Annotated in this window: 17 protein-coding genes; 11 read left to right on the top strand and 6 right to left on the bottom strand. The window is 51.1% G+C overall.

Going from position 1 to position 18,492, the window contains the following annotated elements; all coding sequences use genetic code 11:
• Positions 1-367 precede the first annotated feature (367 nt).
• The 3 genes from A9165_RS01295 to A9165_RS01285 are packed head-to-tail and all read right to left on the bottom strand — an operon-like array spanning position 368 to position 2,293.
• A complete protein-coding gene (locus A9165_RS01295) occupies positions 368-1,327 on the bottom strand; it encodes a DUF4097 family beta strand repeat-containing protein (protein WP_065954645.1) in 960 nt (319 codons plus the stop codon).
• A gap of 11 nt (positions 1,328-1,338) precedes the next feature.
• Positions 1,339-1,782, bottom strand: a complete 444-nt coding sequence (locus A9165_RS01290; protein WP_065954644.1) for a hypothetical protein — start codon at positions 1,780-1,782, stop codon at positions 1,339-1,341.
• Entirely contained in the window at positions 1,772-2,293 is a 522-nt protein-coding gene (locus tag A9165_RS01285) for an RNA polymerase sigma factor (protein WP_065954643.1), read from the bottom strand. Before A9165_RS01285 ends, A9165_RS01290 begins: the two co-directional genes overlap by 11 nt.
• 137 nt (positions 2,294-2,430) lie before the next feature.
• On the opposite strand from A9165_RS01285, the gene A9165_RS01280 reads away from it, so the two are divergent.
• Together A9165_RS01280 and A9165_RS01275 are read left to right on the top strand one after the other, a co-directional pair.
• Complete coding sequence (locus A9165_RS01280) at positions 2,431-3,306, top strand: patatin-like phospholipase family protein (protein WP_065954642.1); 876 nt, start codon at positions 2,431-2,433, stop codon at positions 3,304-3,306.
• A 54-nt stretch (positions 3,307-3,360) separates the two neighbouring features.
• Positions 3,361-3,750 (top strand): thioesterase family protein, encoded by a 390-nt coding sequence (locus A9165_RS01275; protein WP_218060726.1) that lies wholly within the window; start codon positions 3,361-3,363, stop codon positions 3,748-3,750.
• A gap of 34 nt (positions 3,751-3,784) precedes the next feature.
• On the opposite strand, the gene A9165_RS01270 is transcribed toward A9165_RS01275, so the two are convergent.
• Positions 3,785-4,186 (bottom strand): GreA/GreB family elongation factor, encoded by a 402-nt coding sequence (locus tag A9165_RS01270; protein WP_065954640.1) that lies wholly within the window; start codon positions 4,184-4,186, stop codon positions 3,785-3,787.
• A 528-nt stretch (positions 4,187-4,714) separates the two neighbouring features.
• Between A9165_RS01270 and A9165_RS01260 the strand changes: the two genes are divergently transcribed.
• Positions 4,715-5,239 carry a hypothetical protein gene (locus A9165_RS01260; protein ID WP_065954638.1) on the top strand — a complete coding sequence of 175 codons (525 nt, stop codon included), beginning with the start codon at positions 4,715-4,717 and terminating at the stop codon, positions 5,237-5,239.
• Between the two features lie 50 nt (positions 5,240-5,289).
• On the opposite strand, the gene A9165_RS01255 is transcribed toward A9165_RS01260, so the two are convergent.
• Positions 5,290-6,201, bottom strand: a complete 912-nt coding sequence (locus tag A9165_RS01255; RefSeq protein ID WP_065954637.1) for a LysR substrate-binding domain-containing protein — start codon at positions 6,199-6,201, stop codon at positions 5,290-5,292.
• Between the two features lie 91 nt (positions 6,202-6,292).
• Positions 6,293-6,790, bottom strand: a complete 498-nt coding sequence (locus tag A9165_RS01250) for a malate synthase (RefSeq protein WP_065954636.1) — start codon at positions 6,788-6,790, stop codon at positions 6,293-6,295.
• A gap of 146 nt (positions 6,791-6,936) precedes the next feature.
• Between A9165_RS01250 and A9165_RS01245 the strand changes: the two genes are divergently transcribed.
• The 8 genes from A9165_RS01245 (at position 6,937) to A9165_RS01210 (ending at position 18,437) form a co-directional block, all read left to right on the top strand.
• Positions 6,937-8,445 (top strand): DUF3612 domain-containing protein, encoded by a 1,509-nt coding sequence (locus A9165_RS01245; RefSeq protein ID WP_065954635.1) that lies wholly within the window; start codon positions 6,937-6,939, stop codon positions 8,443-8,445.
• 20 nt (positions 8,446-8,465) lie between these two features.
• Positions 8,466-9,557, top strand: a complete 1,092-nt coding sequence (gene ppk2 / locus A9165_RS01240; protein ID WP_065954634.1) for a polyphosphate kinase 2 — start codon at positions 8,466-8,468, stop codon at positions 9,555-9,557.
• A gap of 112 nt (positions 9,558-9,669) precedes the next feature.
• Positions 9,670-11,748, top strand: a complete 2,079-nt coding sequence (locus tag A9165_RS01235) for a M13 family metallopeptidase (protein WP_065954633.1) — start codon at positions 9,670-9,672, stop codon at positions 11,746-11,748.
• A gap of 269 nt (positions 11,749-12,017) precedes the next feature.
• Positions 12,018-14,615, top strand: a complete 2,598-nt coding sequence (gene acnB, locus A9165_RS01230) for a bifunctional aconitate hydratase 2/2-methylisocitrate dehydratase (protein ID WP_065954632.1) — start codon at positions 12,018-12,020, stop codon at positions 14,613-14,615.
• 82 nt (positions 14,616-14,697) lie between these two features.
• Complete coding sequence (locus A9165_RS01225; RefSeq protein ID WP_065954631.1) at positions 14,698-15,087, top strand: YacL family protein; 390 nt, start codon at positions 14,698-14,700, stop codon at positions 15,085-15,087.
• Between the two features lie 221 nt (positions 15,088-15,308).
• The gene (gene glnK, locus A9165_RS01220) at positions 15,309-15,647 is read left to right on the top strand and encodes a P-II family nitrogen regulator (RefSeq protein ID WP_008609277.1); all 339 of its coding nucleotides are present in this window, start codon (positions 15,309-15,311) and stop codon (positions 15,645-15,647) included.
• Between the two features lie 11 nt (positions 15,648-15,658).
• Positions 15,659-16,927 carry an ammonium transporter gene (locus tag A9165_RS01215; RefSeq protein ID WP_065954630.1) on the top strand — a complete coding sequence of 423 codons (1,269 nt, stop codon included), beginning with the start codon at positions 15,659-15,661 and terminating at the stop codon, positions 16,925-16,927.
• A 469-nt stretch (positions 16,928-17,396) separates the two neighbouring features.
• Positions 17,397-18,437 (top strand): IS481 family transposase, encoded by a 1,041-nt coding sequence (locus A9165_RS01210; protein WP_065954629.1) that lies wholly within the window; start codon positions 17,397-17,399, stop codon positions 18,435-18,437.
• Positions 18,438-18,492 lie beyond the last annotated feature (55 nt).

Below are 18,492 nucleotides of genomic sequence, written 5' to 3'. Positions count from 1 at the left end.
CTGGACGGATGACCACATGCTGTAAAACCACAGCAACATCTGTTACTAGTTTTAAGAGAAAAGGTGGTGGGCTGTAAATGGATAAAGACTTAGCATGGTGGGCTGTTTAGTACCATGATCGGCACAGCGTTTCTGAAAAAGGTTTTTTTCATTCCGCTCAAAAAAGCATCATCAGCCGCTAACCTCGCTGTAATAAGCGATGTCACTTTAGCTGTACAGTTTTTACATATAGCTAAAAGTTATATCTTATTTCTAAAATGTTTTAAAAAGTATTGTTGTCGTAGGATGATTGTCATAACAGGCCTAACCGTTTTGGGTTAGGCCTGCAAGAAAGATGTTTAGTGGGCGTTAGAAATACTAAACGAACTTAGTTTTTCTTTAGCTCAATCCGGCCACTGACGGTATTAATATCAATCACGCCCTGGCCCTTACCACTGGTAAACTGTAAGTTGCTGGCTGGACCGTACTTCGCGCGACTCGGTTGATCGGCGGTCAGGCTGTTTTTAATACTGCCGCCAGCAGATGTTTTCAGGCTGACTGCGGCATCCAGATTGGCGGCTAGCTTCAGCTCGAATTTGCCACTAACTGAAGAGCCTTTAATACGCGGCGCATTCTGGTTTTTTAGCTCCAATTCGACGTTACCGTTTACCGAAGAGATCTCCAGTTGCGCGGTATCGGTTAATTCCAAATCCACTTCGCCATTCACGACGGTTACCATCAGCTCTTGTGGTTTGCTCTTGAGCGTTATTTCGCCGTTTACGGATTCCACACTCAGACGCCCGGTCGCGCCTTGATCGCTAATTTTACCGTTTACCGACCGCAGGCGCAGTTGACCATTTAATGCCTGGCTTTTAATGGCACCGTTTACGGTCGCCAACTCGACCCGGCCATCCAATTGCGCTGCTGTAATATCGCCATTGACGGTATTGATTTCCACGCCGCCGTTCACCTGGGTCAGGCTGACATCGACATTCACGCCTTTAAAGGATACGGAGCTGCCCAGCGGTAATTCGATAACAAGCTCTGAACCCTGGGCTTTTTCTTGATATTGCTCCCGTAACTGCCGGGGCATCTGCACGATAAAGCCGGTAAAGCCGCCCTTGGAATCGAGGGTAAAGCCTTCCGCTTTTTCATCCAGCTTACCGGACACCCGGAACTGGTTGCTATTGGTGCCACGGATCTCAACCTTGCCGCGCATTACCTCCAGGCTGATCTGCTCATTCGGGCTGACGGTGCGGACTTCGTTGATACTTTGCCGGCCGTCGGCCAGGCTTAGGCTACTGGCTAATAGTAAACAAAGGCCTGCGCCGAGTTGTATTAATTTCATGGTGTGCTCCTTTAGTAAGATGTCGAGGCCAGCCAGTCAACATAAGACAGCTGTTGTTGATAGAGTGAGGCCAGTTTGTGTTGCAAACCGGGATCGTCCGGGTAAAAATTCAGTGCCACTTTCACCTGATTAATGGCTTGTTGCCACAGCTGCAGCTGCCATTGCCAGTCGCCAAAGGCCGGATTGACCTGTTGCAGCTCTGCCAGTTGTTGGCTTAGCGCCTGTTGCCATTGCTGTTCCTGCTGCTGCCAGGCCAGCACAGGCTCGGTGCGCTCTGACCATTGCCAGCTAAAGAGCAGCATCAGCAGTACCGACGCGGCTATTGCCAGTTTGCCGAAGTGACGCGACTGTCGCCGTGGTGCAAGCCTGGCGGCTATTTCAGGCCACAGATCCCGTTCGGGTTGCCGCTCATGTGGCAGAGTGGCAAGCAAATCATCGAGTTGCTTAGTGCTCATTCAGATACTCCTGCAATAATTGCCGGGCGCGGTGGTAGTGGGCTTTACTGCTGCCTTCGGCAATATTCATTAAGGTGGCAATCTCCTGATGGGGATAACCCTCCAATGCGTACAACACAAAAACGGCTCTGGCCTGAGCTGGTAAACGTTGAATCGCACTTTCCAATTGCTGTTGCTGCTCACCTTGTTCGGCGGGGCAATAACCGAGCTCCGGCAGCGACTCGCCGTCTTCCAGCCTTAAGCCTTTATCCTTGCGCCACAGATCGATACTGGTCCCGACGGCCAGGCGGTGTAGCCAACTGCTAAAAGCACTCTCGCCCCGAAAGCCAGGTAATTGTTGCCAGACCCTTAAAAAGGTTTCCTGCACCGCCTCTTCTGCCCGGGCGCGGTTTGCCAGTAAACGCCAGGCGATCGCATAAACCCGGCCAACGCTCTGCTGGTAGAGTTGAGCGAAGGCGTTTTGGTCGCCTCGTTGAGCTCGTTGTAATAACGTTTGTTCTGTTGCAGGCATGCCTGTTACTAATTATGGGTTTCTTGCTTAGTCGTCCGCCTTAAGGAAAAGGTTTAGTGGCTGCAAAAATATCTGTTACTGGACAGCTTTCAATGTTTCACCATACTTGAGGAAATACTGCTGCTAAGGTGGCTTTGATGTCAGTGCTGAACGCGTCAGAAATTGTTCCTATTTTGTCTGGTGGTGGTACCCGCCTGAGTTGCCATATCGGTATTCTGCAAGCCTTGAATGAACTGAATCTCAGTTACCGGCATTTAGTCGGCGTATCGGGTGGCAGTATCGTGGCGGCTTTTTATGCCGCCGGCTGGCCGTTAAAGCGGATTGAACAGCTGGCATTGGATACGGACTTTCGTTACTTCAAAGGGATCTCGCTTACTACCTTATTACGCACCGGCGGCCTCTGTAATGGCAACCGCTTTGAGCAGTGGCTGGATACCCGTTTAGAGCAGCGTACCTTTGCCGATCTGGAGCTGGATTTGCATGTGCTGGCAACGGATATCAGTGGCGGTGGACCGGTGATTTTTAACCGCCAGTTGACGCCGGAGGTCAGAGTATCGGCCGCAATCCGCTATTCGATGTCGATCCCGCTGTTTTTCTCGTTTAAAAGTTATCGGGACAAGGTGCTGACTGATGGCGTGATCCTGTCTGAGGATGCGCTACACCGCGATTGGTCGGGGCAGGGGCTGCCACTGGTTTGTTTCCGGCTGAAAAGTGAATCTGAAACCCGGCCGATCCACACCAGCCGCTACCTGCCGGTCGTGTCCTATATGCAGATGCTGATCCAAACCTTTATGAATGCCGTGTCACGTGAATATGTTCATGCCGAATACTGGCACAATACAGTGGTGGTAAATACCGGTGAGGTATCAGCGGTGAACTTTGAATTGACGGTGGCACAGAAGCAGTTGCTGTATCTGCAGGGCTATAAAACGGCATTGGATATAGTGCCACGTAAATTACCGCAGCTGTTTCTGCCGGTGGCGCCGGTTGGCTTGTCACCCAAACTGGCCTGACTTGGAGATTGTGCGGTTGGCTGTTAGCATGCAGCTTTTGCAACCAGGGAGCTGCTGATGCATAAAACCGAGTTTAAAGTCCGCGATTACGAATGCGATATGCAGGGCATAGTGAATAATGCCGTCTATTTTAATTATCTGGAGCATGCCAGGCATGAGTTTTTAGCCAGCCGGCAGATTGATTTTGCGGCCTTGGCCAAAGCCGAGGTCAATTTAGTAGTGGTGCGTGCCGAACTGGACTATAAGGCGTCGTTGACCAGTGGCGATCAATTTTATATCACTACTCAGTATCAGCCGGTATCGCGCTTACGCTTTGGTTTTAAGCAACAAGTGTGGCGCAGTCGCGATCAGAAGCTGATGCTGGATGCCTTTATTACCGGTACCGCCGTTAATTCAGCCGGTAAGCCGTTTTTACCACCAGAGCTGCAACTATTGTTGGATTAAAGCCAGGCTGCCTCCAGGCAGCCGCCCCCCAATCTTAACCTCGATCGGTTTGCTTGACTCTCAGAATGTCGCCGACGATAAACGTTAAAGTACGGCGAAATACTTTTACCTGCACCAGGTCACCACAGGTTTTGCCCAGTAGGGCCTGCCCGAGTGGCGACCAAATCGACAGCGGGTTATCATCTGAGCTGGCCGTATGCTCTGTGCTGAGTGTTAGCCAGCAACTTTCGCCTTCTGGTAGCGCGATCAGTTGTATTGAATGGCCGGGTGCGGCGCTAAGCTGACCTTTAATACCGCGTGGCACCTGAGGTGTACCCAGTGTCCGCAACAGAGTGGTTGGTTTACGTGCTTTGTGCAGCGGGAACCAGCTGGCACTGAGTAAATAGCGTTCCAGGCGGGATAATGGAAAATTCTTCAGGGTGGCACGACCTGTCATCGGGCTCTCCATAGATCAAATTTGTTGGCGAATAAGGGTATGGGCTAACAAGCTGGTATTGGATCCGGGCGCGACAGCGCGCACCCGGCTTAAAGCTGGAAGGCGGTACTAAAACTCTTTAAAGACGACCGGATGGGCCTGAACAAGACGATACTCCGTTAAAGTACAGCTGGCAGAGTGCCAGCTTGCGCATACCATAGCAGAGTAGCCAGTAAAAGCAACCTGACCAAGCGTCTGAGCGCCATCACTGACGCTTGCTACTATTATTTTTGTAATAAAATTACAGTTTGTATTGCTTTGTTTAGCGTGCTGTATATCCATTCTTTCTGGGCTGAAGTGCCATATGCATTTGATTTTCTTGTGTTGTTGTTGTTTGCCTTTGTTGCTTTTGCGCCAAGTGGTCTGATAAGTTAAATTTTCTAACCTATTCGTTTAGTTCTTCTCGTTTGTCAGAAATAGCGTGATCTTGTAATTTTATTACGTGCCACTAAGCAGGCACTTAAATCAATTTTGCAGGAGAGACCAGACATGACTTTTTCAACGCGTAAATTATTAGCCGGTTTGGCGGTAGTAATGTTGTCGTCAAGTCCATTGCTCGCTTCTGCGGCGGGTAATGCGTACCAGATGGGATTGCCGGAAGAAGCACCGGGCGCCGAGTTAATTAAAGCCGGGCAGTTTAAAGCGGGGATCGAACAGGCGGTGAGCCCCCGTCAGGCCGATACGGATCCGTTCTTCCGCCAGTTAAGCCTGTGTGTCGCGTACAGCCGCACAGCTGACTTCGCATCAGCCGAGGCAGCCTGTACTGAAGCCGTGCAGCGTGCCGGTACCTTGCAGGCCGTGCCGCGCTCCGCTAAACGCGAGATGCGGGCACTGGCACTGAATAACAGAGCCGTAATGAACCTGATGGCCGGTGACAAAGTGGCTGCGCTGCAGGATCTGATGCTGGCGGTTAAGCTGGACAATTCAGAGCTGACGGTGGCAAATCTGCAACGCCTGACCATGAGCATCAATGGTATTGCGTCAACTCAGGTTGCGCAGCAGGCTGCGGAATAACACCTGTTGTGATAACCGGCTCAGCAATCAGGCTCCTGCGGGAGCCTGAATTATATTGGGAGTTGCACCGGGCGGGTTGACTCTGGTGCGGCTTGCCGCAGCACCTCTGCCAGAGCAGCAAGTGCGCTGGCAGGGGCCTGATTAGGTCGGTGCAGCAAATACATCGGGCGCCATAAGCCGGCAGTACCCAGGGTTTTACTTACCAACAGGCCCTGACTGGCAAAGGGTTCTGCCATCCAGCGCGGCAGGGCAGCAATGCCCTGGCCCGCTGCGACCAATTGCACAATTTGGCTGCCTTGGGCGACAGCTTTGAGTTGACCTTTAAAGCTGAGATCCGGCATAAAACAGCGGAATAAGTCCTGCCGCTCAGCCGGGATCGGATAGCTTAGGATCACCTCGTGCTGCAGCAGCGCCGGTGTAATCTGCTCTGCCTGAGCCAACGGATGATCCGGGCTCACCAACAACACTAACTCCAACTCAAATAACGGATAAACCTGTAACTTGTCGGCTTGGCGCAGATCGGTGGTTAGCACAATATCCAGCTCGCCAGTTAATAAACTGGAGACAGCATCATGCTCAATTTCATGGCTTAGGGTGATGGTCAGTGCCGGATTTTGCTGGCGATACAGACGCAGTGCCGGCAGGATCCAGTGAAAACAGGCATGACACTCCACACTTAGTACTAAAGTGGCGTTTGTGTCGCCAGGCTGCTGTAACTGTCTGAGTGTGTTTGCCACATCAGGCAGCACCCGTTGTGCCAATTCCAGTAATGCCTGGCCGCTGGCCGTAAACTGCAGCGGCTGACTTTTACGCTGAAATAACGTCTGTCCAAGCCGTTGCTCTAACTGTCCTAGTTGATGGGAGAGGGCGGATTGGGTAACACAGAGGTCCAACGCCGCCGCCTGTAAACTACCGGTTTTTGCCAGTGTTGTTAGTGTTTTCAGGTGTTTAAGTTCAAGCATTCAGGGTTAGGCCAGATCTCACGTCAAGCAGATGCACACAGCTTAACCCCGGAGTAAGACGCCGGCAACCGCCGCAGGTTGCCGGAGCAGCTTAAAGTTGAAAGGGTTGACCGTCTTTGGCGGTAAAGCTTTTTTCCGCCCGGCTGCGGCAGCTGATCTGCCGACCACTGATCAGGCTGAACCAATTGCAGTCCGGCGTGGTGGTTTGCAGCTGAATATCGTCAATGCCAGCCGGATCCTGGCTACCCTGTAGCCCGCGCCGGTTCAGGATCAATTCAACATGGCGCTCTTCATTCTGCAGCAACAGCGCTTCCGGTGCTTCGCGGTGACCAATCAGGGCAATAAATTGTGCCGGTTCTTTTAAACCGCTGGTACTGCCATCCTGAAAAAACGCCAGTAGTTGCTGGTAGTACACCACATAGCTGGCGACATCTTTATGCGAACCCCGGGCCAGTGGGAAGGTTTTGTCCAGAAAACCTTTTGAGTAATCCATGACCTGGCGCACATGCTGTTGGTTCAGCTCGGTGATCAATTGGATTTGCTGCTGGATATGCAGCTCCTGCTGCAGTGGGTTAGCTAAAGTTGTCATCTTGTGTTCCTCATCGGGTAGGGTCGGTATTTTGCCTCTGATAAGGCTTAGTTTTGGCACTAGCTTTTGCTATTGCTTGAAATCTAGTCTAGATTAGTTTTAAGCATAATTTCACAATAAAAATTTTACACTGTGAATTTTACAAAATGAAAATCAACAAAAGCCTGCTGCGTAAGTCCCATTTTTTGGGCACTAAAATAAGAAACTTGCGTAAACGCAATAACTTAACTATTGAAGACCTATCGACCCGTTGTGTGCGGCTGAATCCGGAGGCGGCGCCCTCGGTGTCTTATTTATCGATGATCGAACGTGGTAAGCGGGTACCGGCCGTCGAGATGTTGGAAGTTATTGCGCAGGTGTTTCAAAAAGAGCTGCACTGGTTTTTGGATGGCGAAGCGGAGGAGCAGGATCTGGTGCTACCGAAGCAAAGCAAAGGTGGCTTAAATGGTATGCCGTTGGAGCCAGGCTTCTTGTTTAGCGGCGATATTCTGCAAATTGCCATTCCAGAGTTGTTGTCGCAAACCGGCACCAGTGGCCGGCAGTTTGCACAGTTACTAATTCGTGCTCATCAGGAGCATCACCAGAATCACTTTCCTGAGCTGGAGCGGGCCGCTGAAGAAGTGGGTTTAAAGCGGCTACCGTTATCGGTTGACGAATTGCTGGCCATTGTCAAACAACTGGGCCTGAGTATTCACTGGTTTGATGAAGCGCCGCGTGAGCTAATCGACGAATTGGGCGTCCGCTCGAATAATATTCAGACCTCGTTTTTTGTGCCACCGCAGAGTTTGCATTTGCACCGCATCCTGCAGCAATGGCCAACCCGGCTAAAATATGAACTGGCGGTGCACATTGGCCATGCGGTACTGCATAACAAAGATGGCGTGAAAAGCTCCATGGCAGTCGGCGGGGCGCATGACGATGTGTTTGCTGACAGCAGTAGCATGGCACCGCAGGACATTTTGCATGCCTGGCGCGACTTTGAGTCGAGCTTTTTTGCCGGTGCGCTGCTGTGCCCGAAACAGCCATTCCGGCAGTTGCTGGAGCGGCGTGGCTACGAAATTGCCAGTCACTTGCAGGCTGAAGTGTCGGCTTCGGTGGCGATGCGGCGAATGACGGCGGTGTCACCCTATCCGCACTGGCACTATTTTGATGCTTACAGCCCCGGTAAGTTAAAGGCAGTGTATCGCGGCAATGGTATCCCGCTGCCCTGGGGCAATATGCGACAGGTCCAGGACCCCTGCCAACACTGGGCGGTATTCCGGATGTTTGAGGTAAAAGAGTCGGGGAGTGCGGCGCAGCTATCTTTACTGGATGTGCAGGGACAACCAAGAATTTATTGCTGTGAGTCGACCAAGGTCAAAGATTTGGCCGGTAATGACCATGTATTATGTGCTGGTATTGATTTGAATCCGGCTTTGGCGGCCCAGGGGCTGGATGCCGATGCGCTGGCGCAGGAGATGAAGGCGCGTTGTATCAGTTATGGTGGCGCTGCTACTGTGCCGCAAAATATTCAAACCACCTTGAAGCGGGTGGCCAATATTCTGAATATCAACTGGGTTAGCCGTAGCATGAATAAACCCGCACAACTGATTTGCGCCCGGGGCGGCAGCTGCCCGCGCTCACCCAGTTGTTATCAATGCGAGGTTGCCACTTAACACAGCGCGTAGGAGATATGATGACCGAGAAAGTCCAGGCTGAGACGACAGTGCAGGATCCGCAAACTGAACGGGTGACACAAAGGCTTAGCGCCAGTCAGCAGGCCAAGGCAGTGGCGCTTGAAGACATTATTGCCGCCCGTGCGGCTGGCGATTTGCACCAGTTATCCGAGCATTTACTGGCGATGTTGGAAGGCTTGTCACCTGACGATCTGACTCAGCTGAGTAAGGCATTACTTAAGGGCGAATCCGCGCAGTCAGAAAAACGCCGTCTGAAAGCCGACCTGCAATTGGCCGCTGATTGGCGCAGTGGCGGCTACCCTTACCAAAACCGCTTAAGTCGCAAAAGCTACGAACAGCAGAAATATCAGCTGCAAGTCGAACTATTAAAGTTACAGCACTGGGTTAAAGCCAGCGGCCAGCGGCTGGTGATCCTGTTTGAGGGGCGGGATGCGGCAGGCAAAGGCGGTACCATCAAGCGCTTTATGGAGCATCTTAATCCGCGTGGCGCCCGTGTGGTCGCGCTCGAGAAGCCGACTACGGTTGAGCAGGGGCAGTGGTATTTTCAGCGTTATGTGGCACAGCTACCCACCCGGGGGGAAATCGTATTATTTGACCGCTCCTGGTACAACAGAGCAGGGGTTGAACGGGTAATGGGTTTTTGCAGTGATGAGGAGTATCAGGAATTTATGCGGCAAGCGCCAGACTTTGAGCGCCAACTGGTGCGTAGCGGCATTCATCTGATTAAGCTCTGGTTTTCGGTCAGTCGCGACGAGCAGCGGCGCCGCTTTACTGAGCGTGAAGCGCATCCGTTAAAGCAGTGGAAGTTAAGCCCAATCGATCTGGCATCCTTGGATAAATGGGATCACTACACTCAGGCCAAAGAAGCGATGTTTGCTGCAACTGATACCAGCTATGCGCCCTGGACGGTGATTAAATCCGATTGTAAAAAACGTGCCCGCCTTAATGCGATGCGTTACGTGTTACAGCGCCTGCCATACGAGAACAAAGATGCGGCGGCGATAGGGATCCCCGATCCGCTGCTGGTGGGGCGGGCCAATGTCATTTTTGAGCAGGACGAGCATGGTTTTACGCTGGAACGCGGCAGTTAAGGCCTTTCTCATACTTTGTTACAACTTTATGCCTGGCACAAATTGGCAAGGCCAGACAGAGGGCGTAAGATGAAGCGTTAACTTTTTTCCCCGCGTATAACAGGATATTACAATGAAAAAAATCACCTTAGTGGCCAGTGCAGTAGCCCTGGCTCTTGGCCTGAGTGCCTGTGGTAAGCAAAATGCCCCCGAGCAAAGTGCGGCGGCCAAACCTGCAGTTACCCAGCAACAGGCTGCTCTGGTATCAGGTATTGATACCCAGTACTTTGACTCAAGCGTGGCCTTTGGTCAGGATTTCTTCCTGGCGGTAAATGGCAAATGGCTGGCTGAAACTGAAATTCCTGCCGACAAAGCCACTTATGGCTCTTTCCATATTCTGGCTGATCAATCGCAGCAGGCGGTAAAAGCCATTATTGACGAAGTGGCAGCGAAAACTAACTTAGCCGCAGGTTCGGATGAGCAGAAGTTGGGGCATTTCTTTAACAGCTTTATGGATGAAGCGACGATTGAACAGCGTGGTTTAACGCCACTACAACCGCAGCTTGAGGCAATTAAGGGTCTGACTGATAAAGGCCAGTTACCTGCGCTGTTCGCGCGTTTGCAACGCGATGGCATTGCCATTCCATTTAGCTGGTTTGTTAATAACGATGCGAAAAACTCTACCCAGTATGCGGTGTATTTAAATCAGGGCGGCCTGGGGTTACCGGATCGCGATTACTACTTTAAAGATGATGAAGCCTCACTGAAAATTATCAGTGAATATAAAGCCTATCTGCAGGATATGTTTGCGCTGGCTGGCCATAGCGATGCGGCTGCCGCGGCAGAGCGGGTGTATCAGCTGGAAAAAGCGCTGGCAGAACATCACTGGACTCGTCTCGATAGCCGTAATGCCGATAAGACCTACAATAAACTCAGCAGTACAGAGCTGAATAATAGCCTGGGCGCTTTTGATTGGGCAGCCTATGCTGAGGGCGTAAAACTGGCTCAGGTCAGCGATATTATTGTGCGTCAGCCAAGTTACTTTGCTGGTTTAGGCCAGGTGATTGCCGGTAGCGATCTACAAAGCTGGCAGGATTACCTGACCATTAAAACGGTTAACAGCTACGCCGATAAGCTGAGCAGTGCCTTTGCTGATCGTCGTTTTGCGTTCTATGGCACTACCCTAAGCGGTATCCAGGAGCAACAACCGCGCTGGAAGCGCGCTGTCGATGCTGCCGATCAGGTACTGGGTGAGCTGACTGGTAAGCTGTATGTCGAGCGTCATTTCAGCCCTGCCGCCAAAGCACGGATGGAAGAGTTGGTCGCTAACCTGATTAAAGCCTATGAGGTGTCGATCAAAGAACTGGAGTGGATGAGCGAAGACACCAAGGTGGCGGCGTTGGAAAAACTGAGCAAGTTTACGCCGAAAATTGGTTATCCGAACAAGTGGAAAGATTACTCTGCGCTGGAGATCAAAGCCGACGATTTAGTGGGTAACTTTGTCCGTGCCAGTCACTGGGGCTATGATGAGATGGTCAGCAAGCTGGGCAAACCAATCGATAAAGACGAATGGTTTATGACGCCGCAAACGGTCAATGCCTACTATAACCCGGTAAACAACGAAATCGTGTTTCCGGCCGCGATTTTACAGCCACCGTTCTTTAATATGGCGGCCGATGATGCGGTAAACTACGGTGGTATCGGTGCAGTAATTGGCCATGAGATCGGCCATGGCTTTGACGATCAGGGCGCTAAATACGATGGTGACGGTAACCTGCGTAACTGGTGGACCGAGCAAGATAAGGCTCAGTTCCAGGCCCGCGGTGCCAAGCTGATTGGTCAGTACAATCGCTTTGAGCCGCTGCCAGGCGTTAATGTAAACGGCGCTGTGGCACTGGGTGAGAATATCGGTGATCTCGGCGGGATGACGGTAGCCCTGAAAGCCTATCAGTTATCACTAAATGGTCAGCAAGCACCGGTGATGGATGGTTTTACCGGTGAACAACGCTTCTTTATCAGCTGGGCCCAAATCTGGCGCACCAAGTTCCGCGAAGAAGCGCTGCGTCGCCAGCTTAGCACTGGCCCGCACTCGCCAGCCCATTATCGGGTCATTGGTGTGCTGCCCAATATGCCGGAGTTTTATACCGCCTTTGATATTAAAGAAGGTGATGCGATGTATTTACCGGTCGAGCAGCGCGTTAAGATCTGGTAATCCATAGCACGCTGTCACTATAATCAAGCCGTGGTTACCTTGCTTGGAAATCGCAAGGTGCCACGGCTTTTTGCTGCCTTGGTCAGACCACTATAAATTAAAATTACCTGCCTGACGCTTTGTATTCAGCAAATTTATAACCATTATAAGTGTGTGTGCATTAGTGTTAATATGCTTTTGCTCTGATCTTTCTTATAATTGAGCCCATTCATTCACCGGAATGACGTTGCAGTGACCAGACTGCAAGCAACGACCAAGAGGACATAACTGTGTTACAAGAATATCGTGAACACGTGGCGGAACGCGCCGCCCAGGGTATCCCGGCTAAGCCCTTAAATGCTGAGCAAGTTGCTGCCTTAGTTGAATTATTAAAGAACCCGCCAAAAGGCGAGGAAGAGGTTATATTAGATCTGCTGGTCAACCGGGTACCGCCTGGTGTAGACGAAGCCGCTTATGTTAAAGCCGGTTTCCTGGCGGCAGTCGCCAAAGGCGAAGCGAAGAGCCCGTTAATCAGCGCCGAGCGCGCCGTTGAGCTGTTAGGCACCATGATGGGTGGTTACAATATTGAGCCACTGATCAGCCTGCTGGACGATGCCAAGCTGGCGCCAGTTGCCGCCAAGGCGCTGTCACACACCTTACTGATTTTTGATGCTTTCCACGATATCACTGAGAAAGCCGAAGCCGGTAATCAGTACGCCAAGCAAGTACTGCAAAGCTGGGCTGACGCCGAATGGTTTGAAGCCAAGCCAGAGCTGGCGCAGAAAATTACTGTTACCGTATTTAAAGTCGCCGGTGAAACCAACACTGACGATTTATCACCTGCACCGGATGCCTGGTCACGTCCTGACATCCCGCTGCATGCGTTAGCCATGCTGAAAAACAGCCGTGAAGGTATCGAGCCGGATCAGCCTGGTACTGTTGGCCCGATCAAGCAGTTGGAACAGCTGAAACAAAAAGGTTTCCCACTGGCTTATGTCGGTGACGTAGTCGGTACCGGTTCATCACGTAAATCAGCGACTAACTCAGTGCTGTGGTTTATGGGCGACGATATTCCATACGTACCGAACAAGCGCGGTGGCGGCTTTGTGTTAGGCGGTAAAATTGCGCCGATTTTCTTCAATACCATGGAAGACTCAGGTGCACTGCCAATTGAGGTTGATGTCAGCAAGCTCGAGATGGGCGATGTGATCGACATTCTGCCGTACGAAGGCAAAATCGTGCGTCATGGCAGTGGCGAAGTGCTGGCTGAATTCAGCCTGGCAACTGACGTATTAATTGATGAAGTGCGTGCCGGTGGCCGTATTCCACTGATTATCGGCCGTGGTTTAACTGACCGTGCCCGTGAGTTCTTAGGTTTAGCGGCCTCTGACAAATTCCGTCGTCCACAAGCCAAAGCTGATACTGGCAAAGGCTTTACGCTGGCGCAGAAAATGGTCGGTAAAGCTTGCGGCGTGAAAGGTGTACGTCCGGGTACTTACTGTGAGCCGAAGATGACTACCGTAGGTTCGCAAGACACCACTGGCCCTATGACCCGTGACGAGTTAAAAGACTTAGCCTGTTTAGGTTTCTCTGCCGATCTGACGATGCAGTCGTTCTGTCACACTGCCGCTTATCCGAAGCCGGTTGACGTGGATACGCATCATACTCTGCCAGACTTTATTATGAACCGTGGCGGTGTCTCACTGCGTCCGGGCGATGGTATTATCCACAGCTGGTTAAACCGCATGTTGCTGCCAGATACTGTGGGTACCGGTGGTGACTCTCACACCCGTTTCCCGATTGGTATTTCGTTCCCGGCAGGTTCAGGTTTAGTGGCGTTCGCCGCAGCGACTGGTGTAATGCCACTGGATATGCCAGAGTCGGTACTGGTGCGCTTTAAAGGTGAAATGCAGCCTGGTATTACACTGCGCGACTTAGTGCATGCCATTCCTTATGTTGCCATTCAGAAAGGCTTGCTGACTGTTGATAAAAAAGGCAAGAAGAACATCTTCTCTGGCCGCATTCTGGAAATCGAAGGTTTACCGAATCTGACCGTAGAGCAGGCGTTTGAATTATCTGATGCCTCTGCGGAGCGTTCAGCAGCCGGTTGTACCATCAAGCTGTCAAAAGAGTCGATTGCCGAATATCTGGAATCGAATATCGTGATGCTGAAGTGGATGATCGCTGAAGGTTACGGTGATGTGCGCACTATCGAGCGCCGTATCAATGCGATGCAGGCCTGGCTGAAAGATCCACAGCTGATGGAAGCCGATGCCGATGCGGAATACACTGAAGTGATCGAAATCGATCTGGCCGACATTAAAGAGCCAGTGCTGTGTGCGCCAAATGATCCGGACGATGCCCGTTTACTGTCTGAAGTTGCCGGCGACAAGATTGATGAAGTGTTTATCGGTTCTTGTATGACTAACATTGGTCACTTCCGTGCTGCCGGTAAGTTACTGGATAAGTTCAAAGGTCAGTTACCAACCCGGTTATGGATCGCGCCACCGACTAAGATGGACCAGGCCCAGCTGACCGAAGAAGGTTACTACGGTATTTACGGCAAAGTGGGTGCCCGCACCGAGATGCCAGGCTGTTCACTTTGTATGGGTAACCAGGCGCGGGTGGCTGAGAAGTCAACGGTAGTGTCTACTTCTACCCGTAACTTCCCGAACCGTTTAGGTCAGGGTGCTAACGTGTATCTGGCGTCAGCGGAGCTGGCTGCGGTATCTTCAATTATCGGAAGATTACCGACAGTGGCAGAATATATGGAATATGCGAAGCAAATCGATGCCACGGCAGCCGATACCTATCGCTACCTGAACTTCCATAAGATGCCGCAGTACACCAAAAAAGCGGATAATGTGATTATCCAGCAAGCGGTGTAAGCACTTAGTAACGACTAACAACGCCTGCCTTATGCAGGCGTTGTTGTTTTTACCGCCGTAATAAAGCAAACAGTTGGCAAAGATGGAATACGACTTTATCTATGATCGCGACAGCCGGCGTTACCGGTTAAAGCTGGCGACCGAGCAAGCCGCCCTACAGCAGTTTTTGCTGGATGAGTTTGCTCACCGGGCCAGTGCTTACCAGCCGCTGCTAAGCCAGCTGCAGACACTAAAGCCTTATCAGGACTGGCAGTATCAGGGGCGTGAATTTAGCTTACTGGTGCAGCAGCAGGAAGTGTGGGTTTGCCATAATAGTTTGTTGGCAACGGAGAGTAGCGCGTTGGCCAGACAAGCGCTGCCGGAGGAGCTTGACGACGATTTACAGCTGGATGAAAGCGGGCTTAGTAGCGAATGCGGGCTGGCAGACTTGCTGCTGTTGCTGCAAGCCTGGCAGGAATTTCTGCCGGAATAATCTGATACATAACGTCATGCCGATATGATGCTTTTCGGGTCGCCGGCGCGGATACTGGCTTGCACTCAGGCGGGGAGAAACGCACTAAACTGGTGCGTTTTTTTTCGCCAACTGTAAGCTGCCAAGCCTAAGTCTGTGTTTTATATCAAATAAAAATCTTGGCACAAGGTTTTCTTATCTTTTTAAGCGAACAGCATAATTAGTCGATAAGGAAAACCATCATGAAGCTTGTATGTGCCATCATCAAGCCGTTCAAACTGGATGATGTCCGGGAAGCGATTGCGGACATTGGGGTAGAAGGTTTAACGGTTACCGAAGTAAAGGGTTTTGGCCGCCAGAAAGGCCACACCGAGCTCTATCGCGGAGCCGAGTATCAGGTTGATTTCCTGCCGAAAGTAAAATTGGAAATTGCGACCCAGGACGATCAGGTAGAACGCTTACTGGAAGCGATCCAGAAAGCGGCTTATACCGGCCGCATTGGTGACGGCAAGATCTTTGTCTACGACCTGGAGCAGGCGGTGCGGATCCGTACCGGCGAAACTGACGCTGAAGCGATTTAAGGAGCCTTGCCATGCAAGAACAAATTTATCATTTACAGTTTGCGATGGACACCTTCTACTTCCTGATGTGTGGGGTGTTAGTGATGTGGATGGCGGCGGGCTTTTCGATGCTGGAAGCCGGTTTGGTGCGGGCCAAGAACACCACAGAAATTCTGACCAAGAATATCGCGCTCTACTCGATTGCCTGCATAATGTATTTAATCTGTGGTTACTACTTTATGTACGATGGCGGTATTTTCCTGCAAGGTATTGCTGAAATTGACGTTGATGCCACTTTAGCCTCCTTTGCAGAACAGAATGATTTTACCGGTGACGCCGTCTATTCCGGTGCGTCAGACTTCTTCTTCCAGGTCGTTTTCGTGGCAACAGCGATGTCGATTGTCTCTGGTGCTGTAGCGGAGCGGATGAAGTTGTGGGCCTTTTTAGCCTTTGCCGTGGTAATGACCGGCTTTATCTATCCAATCCAAGGTGGCTGGACCTGGGGCGGTAAAGAAGTGTTTGGCTTGTATAACTTAGGCGATCTGGGTTTCTCGGACTTTGCCGGCTCAGGCATAGTGCATATGGCTGGTGCCGCTGCAGCGTTAGCCGGGGTGTTATTGTTAGGCGCCCGCAAAGGCAAATATGGTAAAGACGGTAAAGTCAATGCGATCCCGGGTGCCAATATGCCGCTGGCAGCTTTGGGTACTTTGATCCTGTGGATGGGCTGGTTTGGCTTTAACGGCGGCTCGGTATTAAAGCTGGGTGATATTGCCAATGCGCATAGTGTCGCTGTGGTGTTTCTGAATACCAACGCTGCCGCCGCTTCAGGCGTGGTCGCCGCCCTGATTACCTCGGTGATCCTGTTCCGTAAAGCTGATCTTACCATGGCGCTAAACGGTGCCTTAGCCGGTCTGGTTGCTATTACCGCAGAACCTGCTACACCAACACCGCTGCAAGCATCACTGTTTGGCGCTATTGCCGGTGTGTTAGTGGTCGCCTCTATCCTTGCGCTGGATAAAATTAAAATCGATGATCCGGTCGGTGCGATTTCAGTGCACGGCGTAGTGGGCTTATATGGTTTGTTATTAGTGCCTATTACCAATGGTGATAGCAGCTTTAGCGGCCAGATCATTGGTGCCCTGACCATCTTCGGCTGGGTATTTGCCACCAGTTTACTGGTGTGGTTTGTCCTGAAATTAGTAATCGGCATCCGGGTTAGTGAAGAAGCCGAATACGAGGGTGTCGACAGCTCAGAGTGTGGTATCGAAGCCTATCCTGAATTTGTCGCCTCGGTAAAGTAAGCAGCCCGCAGCGTGCAGGTGGCACGTTGCGGGAGCCTGTGGGCGAAACCCTGTTAGCACCGCTAACCGGCAATCCCCACTAAACCTGAACCACCTAAACACGTCTATCCTTGTCCTTTGTCTGAATTTGACGCCCCGTGGTGAAAGCTGCGGGGTTTTTTTATCTGTCAGCGGAACTGTTGCGCCAGGCACGGGTGTGCAAAGGCAGGCGAAAACGAAACGGCCAGAAAGGTATCTGGTATTAGCTGAAAAAAATACTAGCGTATATTTGGGTTTAAAAAGCTGGAGCGAAACAAGCTGGGGCGAAAAAAGTGAGGTCGTAGAAAGGAAGCGGGCCGCAAACTGCGCGGCCACTGATTCCTGATGTGAATTAGTCTCGACTTAATCTGACACATCTACTTGAAAAGATGAGAGTTACCAGTTTTGATATGGGTGTCGAATCCGTAATCAAAAACAAAAGGTAACTCTCATGCTGCATACTAACAATCCGATAATTAAACACAAGGCTGGGCTGCTGAATTTAGCTCAGGAGCTTAATAACGTATCAAAAGCCTGCAAGGTTATGGGCGTGTCACGTGACACGTTTTACCGCTATCAGGAGCTTGTCGCTGAAGGTGGTGTCGATGCTCTTATCGATAAAAGCCGTAGAGCACCAAACCTCAAAAACCGTGTGGATGAAACCATAGAAAAGGCGGTTATTGATTATGCTATCGAGTATCCTGCTCATGGCCAGCACCGCACCAGTAATGAGCTGCGTAAACAAGGCGTGTTTGTCTCTGGCAGCGGTGTTCGTTCTATCTGGCTACGACACGATCTGGAGAACTTTAAGAAGCGTTTGAAGGCGCTGGAAGCCAAGGTTGCCGATGAAGGTATACTCCTGACAGATGCGCAAATTGCCGCCCTTGAGAAGAAAAAACACGACGATGAAGCCTGTGGTGAGATTGAGACTGCCCATCCTGGCTACCTGGGGTCACAAGATACGTTTTACGTTGGCAACCTGAAGGGTGTTGGCCGGATTTACCAGCAAACTTACGTCGATACCTACTGTAAAGTCGCGCATTGTAAGCTGTATACCACCAAGACGCCGATCACTGCAGCAGACTTACTCAACGACAAAGTACTGCCATTCTATGAGGCTCAGGGCTTGCCTGTGCTGCGCATTCTGACTGACCGGGGTACAGAATACTGCGGCAAAGTAGAACAGCACGATTATCAGCTATATCTGGCGATTAACGACATCGACCACACCAAAACCAAGGCCATGTCGCCGCAAACTAACGGGATCTGCGAACGGTTCCACAAGACGATATTGCAGGAGTTCTATCAGGTTACGTTCCGTAAAAAGCTCTATGGAGACCTAGCCGAGCTACAAAAAGATCTGGACGAATGGCTGGTTTATTACAACAATGAACGAACTCATCAAGGCAAGATGTGCAATGGCAGAACGCCAATGGATACTTTGCTGGATGGAAAGCAGGTTTGGGTGCAGAAAAATCTGACTCAAATCTAATCTGACAGACACCGTGAAAAACTGGTAACTGTCAGATCAAGTCTGAGCTAGTACA

It is taken from the genome of Alishewanella sp. HH-ZS (assembly GCF_001704375.1).
Taxonomy (GTDB): Bacteria; Pseudomonadota; Gammaproteobacteria; order Enterobacterales; family Alteromonadaceae; genus Alishewanella; species Alishewanella aestuarii.
The sequence above is the reverse complement of the archived record's forward strand: the minus strand, read 5'-3'. Positions and strand labels throughout refer to the sequence as shown.